Source organism: Peribacillus sp. P4_C12 (assembly GCF_056402095.1).
The window spans coordinates 1-604 of record NZ_JBFUIB010001155.1 but is presented as its reverse complement, the minus strand read 5'-3'; the positions used below and the strand labels follow the sequence as shown (position 1 = coordinate 604).

1 protein-coding gene is annotated in these 604 nt (G+C 42.7%); it reads right to left on the bottom strand.

Going from position 1 to position 604, the window contains the following annotated elements:
• On the bottom strand, positions 1–604 hold a 604-nt coding region (locus tag AC1DUW_RS31900; RefSeq protein ID WP_477644589.1), incomplete at both ends, for an HAD-IC family P-type ATPase.

The following is a 604-nucleotide window of genomic DNA, read 5'->3' as shown; positions in this document are numbered from 1 at the left end:
GCACCTCGGGTCATAAGCAATTGTTTTCCAATGGCTACTACTTCAATGATTTTTGTAGGATCTGAATCCAAATCCACCATATTAGCAGCTTCCTTCGCTGCATTTGTCCCTGTATTCATAGCCAATCCTACATCAGCCTGTGCCAACGCAGGCGCATCGTTTGTGCCATCTCCGGTCATTGCTACAAGTTTACCTTCCGCTTGTTCCCTCTTAATAACAGAAATTTTATCTTCAGGCTTTGCCTCGGCAATAAAATCATCTACTCCGGCTTCTTTAGCAATAGTCGCAGCAGTTAAAGGGTTATCACCAGTACACATCACGCTTTTAATGCCCATTTTTCGTAATTCATCAAAACGTTCCTTCATACCTGGTTTTACTGTATCTTTCAAGTAAATAACACCTAGTACACGATTTCCTTCTATAACAACCAGTGGCGTTCCGCCTTGCATGGCCACTTTATCACTAATGTCTTTTAAATCACTTGGGACTCTTCCCCCCTGATACAGGATGTACTCGATTATTGCATCCACTGCACCTTTTCTGACCTTTTTCCCATCAGAAAAGTCTGTTCCGCTCATCCTGGTTTCAGCAGTAAACTCTATCC